Raw genomic sequence first — 3,151 nt, 5'->3', positions numbered from 1 at the left:
GCAAGCTCCCTCGCCACACGAGTCCCGGGGTTATTGGTCTGTCAGGGCAAACTGCGTCAGGCAGAACGTCGCAATGCCCATGTCTTCCAGGCGCTGGGACCCACCCAGCTCCGGCAGGTCAATGATCGCCGCCGCTTCGAAAATCCGTGCGCCCATGCGCCGGGCCAGGTTGGCCGCTGCGATCAGCGTGCCGCCGGTGGCGATCAGGTCATCGAACATCAGCACCGAATCACCTTCACACAGGCTGTCGGCGTGCACTTCCAGGAAGGCTTCGCCGTATTCGGTCTGGTAACTCTCGGCCAGCACGTCAGCCGGCAATTTGCCTTGCTTGCGGAACAGGATCAGCGGTTTGTTCAACTGATAGGCAATGATCGAACCGATCAAGAAGCCCCGGGCATCCATCGCGCCGATGTGGGTGAAGTCGGCTTCGACGTAGCGGTGTACGAAGGTGTCGGCCACCAGGCGCAAGGCCTTGGGCGACTGGAACAGCGGCGTGATATCGCGAAAGATCACCCCAGGCTTGGGGAAGTCGATGACTGGGCGAATCAGGGATTTGATGTCGAACGAATCGAAGACCATCGTCGAGGAGTCCTGGGGAGGAAAGCGGACTCGAAGTATACCTGCGGCCCAGCCGATTGGCTCGGCCGCAAGCGTCTGGATCAACCGTCGAGCGAACCGCCAGCCAATGCGCAGAGCTGGATCGGGTCGAGGATATGCACTTCCTTGCCTTCGGCCGCAATCAACTCGTTCTGCTGGAAGCGGGTGAATACCCGGGACACGGTTTCCACCGCCAGGCCCAGGTAGTTGCCGATTTCGTTGCGCGACATGCTCAGGCGGAACTGGTTGGCCGAGAAACCCCGCGCGCGGAAACGTGCGGAAAGGTTGACCAGGAAAGTGGCAATACGCTCGTCGGCGGTTTTCTTCGACAACAACAGCATCATCTGTTGGTCGTCGCGGATTTCCCGGCTCATCACGCGCATCAACTGGCGACGCAATTGCGGCAGCTGCAGGGCCAGTTCATCCAGGCGTTCGAACGGGATTTCACACACCGATGTGGTTTCCAGGGCCTGGGCCGACACGGGGTGAATCTCAGTGTCCATGCCCGACAGTCCGACCAGTTCGCTCGGCAGGTGGAAGCCGGTGATCTGTTCTTCGCCGCCATCGCTCAGGCTGAAGGTTTTCAGCGCGCCAGAACGTACTGCATAAACGGAGTCAAACTTGTCGCCCTGGCGAAACAGGAACTCGCCTTTTTTCAGTGGGCGACCGCGTTTAACGATCTCGTCCAGCGCTTCCATGTCTTCCAGATTCAACGAAAGTGGCAGGCAGAGGGGGGCCAGGCTGCAATCCTTGCAATGAGCCTGGCTATGAGCGCGCAGTTTAACTGGCTCGGACATTTCTTAAATCCTTGTGGGAAAACACACATAAGACGTAAGGGTAACGCACCGGGGGGCAATCAGGCCAGCGTGTACAGAAAAGCAGCAGCGGTATAAAGAATTTTGTATCGAGGTCGATACAAGATTGTCACTCCTAGAGCTGGAGGCTCAGATCATGCTTTCCATTGGCGCAACCAACCCTGCCATTGTTTCTTCGCTAACCGTGCCTGATGCGAAAAAAGACCCCGCTGCAGACGATAAAGACCAGGCGTCTTCGACCGATCGGGCCACTGACACCAAGCCCCAAGGACTGGTGGTGGATATCTCGGGGGCGGGGCTGAAAGCCTCCAAGGCCAGCACCAACTCCAACAAGGACATTGACGACAGCAACCTGAAAGACAACATCAAGCAGCTGTTGAAAATGATTCGCGAGATGAGAAAACAGCTCGCCGAGAAGATGGCTCAGCTCTCAGCTGCCATGTCCGACGCCTCAAAGACCCCGCAGGCAAGGCAGGCCAGAGTGGCCGCCTTGCAGAGTGATATCGCGACATTACAGGCCGGCTTGATGACGGCCCAATCGCAGTTGACCAAGGCCTTGAAGGACGAGTCTCCCGAGTCGCAGCTGGAAGCGATGGCCCTGCTGGCGAAGTAGGACAGGTTCAGATTACCCGCGAAAATCGTTGCCGATTCTGGTGCTCCAGATAGGCATCGAACACCATGCACACCGAGCGTACCAGCAGGCGCCCCGCCGGCAATACGCGGATGCCCTGTGGGTCGAGTTCGATCAGTCCGTCCTCGGTCATCGCCTCCAGTTGCGGCCAGAGTTCGTCGAAATAGCCGCGAAAATCGATGTTGAAGGCCTGTTCGATCTTCTCGAAATTCAGGCTGAACGTGCAGATCAGCTGCTGGATCACTTCCCGTCGCAACCGGTCATCCGTGGTGCATAACAACCCACGGCTGGTGGCCAGTTGCGCGCCGGCGAGGGCGTTCTGGTAGTGGTTCAGGTCGCTGCTGTTCTGGCAGTACAGGTCGCCGATCTGGCTGATCGCCGACACCCCAAGCCCGATCAAATCGCAATGCCCGTGGGTGGTGTAGCCCTGGAAGTTGCGTTGCAGCGTGCCTTCTTCCTGGGCGACGGCCAATTCGTCGTCCGGCAGGGCAAAGTGGTCCATGCCGATGTAGCGGTAGCCCGCCCGGGTCAACTGCTCGATGGTGGTTTGCAGCATCAGCAGTTTTTCCGCCGGGGAGGGCAGGTCGTCGGTGTTGATCCGTCGCTGGGGCATGAACCGTTCCGGCAGGTGTGCGTAGTTGAACACCGAGAGGCGGTCCGGTTGCAGGCTGATGACTTCTTCCACGGTGCGTGCGAAATTCAGCGGTGTCTGCTTGGGCAAACCGTAGATCAGGTCGATATTGATCGAACGAAACTGCAGGGTGCGCGCTGCGTCAATCACTGCGCGGGTTTCTTCCAGGCTTTGCAGGCGGTTCACCGCACGCTGCACTTCGGGGTCCAGGTCCTGCACGCCGATACTGACGCGGTTGAACCCCAGTTCACGCAGCAGGCCCATGGTCGCCCAGTCGGCTTCCCGTGGGTCGATTTCAATCCCGTAGTCGCCGGAGTCATCGTCCAGCAGGTTGAAGTGCTGGCGCAGGCGGCCCATGACCTGACGCAGCTCGTCATGGCTGAGAAAGGTCGGGGTGCCGCCGCCGAAGTGCAGCTGCTCGACCGGCTGTTTGGGATCGAGGTGGCACGCCACCAACTGGATTTCCTGCTCCAGGCG

Annotated in this window: 4 protein-coding genes; 1 reads left to right on the top strand and 3 read right to left on the bottom strand. The window is 59.3% G+C overall.

Annotated elements, in window-relative coordinates; genetic code table 11:
• Positions 1-30: 30 nt before the first annotated feature.
• Together HX786_RS30670 and fnr are read right to left on the bottom strand one after the other, a co-directional pair.
• Entirely contained in the window at positions 31-579 is a 549-nt protein-coding gene (locus HX786_RS30670) for an adenine phosphoribosyltransferase (protein ID WP_003219046.1), read from the bottom strand.
• An 80-nt stretch (positions 580-659) separates the two neighbouring features.
• Positions 660-1,394: a fumarate/nitrate reduction transcriptional regulator Fnr gene (fnr, locus tag HX786_RS30665; RefSeq protein WP_003219044.1), complete on the bottom strand. Its 735-nt coding sequence runs from the start codon at positions 1,392-1,394 to the stop codon at positions 660-662.
• A 154-nt stretch (positions 1,395-1,548) separates the two neighbouring features.
• On the opposite strand from fnr, the gene HX786_RS30660 reads away from it, so the two are divergent.
• Positions 1,549-2,025: a hypothetical protein gene (locus HX786_RS30660; protein WP_003219041.1), complete on the top strand. Its 477-nt coding sequence runs from the start codon at positions 1,549-1,551 to the stop codon at positions 2,023-2,025.
• Between the two features lie 7 nt (positions 2,026-2,032).
• Here the strand turns inward: HX786_RS30660 and hemN are convergent.
• Positions 2,033-3,151, bottom strand: a 1,119-nt coding sequence (gene hemN, locus HX786_RS30655; protein WP_178913039.1) for an oxygen-independent coproporphyrinogen III oxidase, incomplete at its 5' end; no start/stop codon positions are given.

The organism is Pseudomonas sp. 21615526, assembly GCF_013386245.1.
GTDB lineage: Bacteria > Pseudomonadota > Gammaproteobacteria > Pseudomonadales > Pseudomonadaceae > Aquipseudomonas.
Note: the sequence above shows the minus strand (reverse complement) of the source record. Positions and strands in the feature narration are given on the sequence as shown.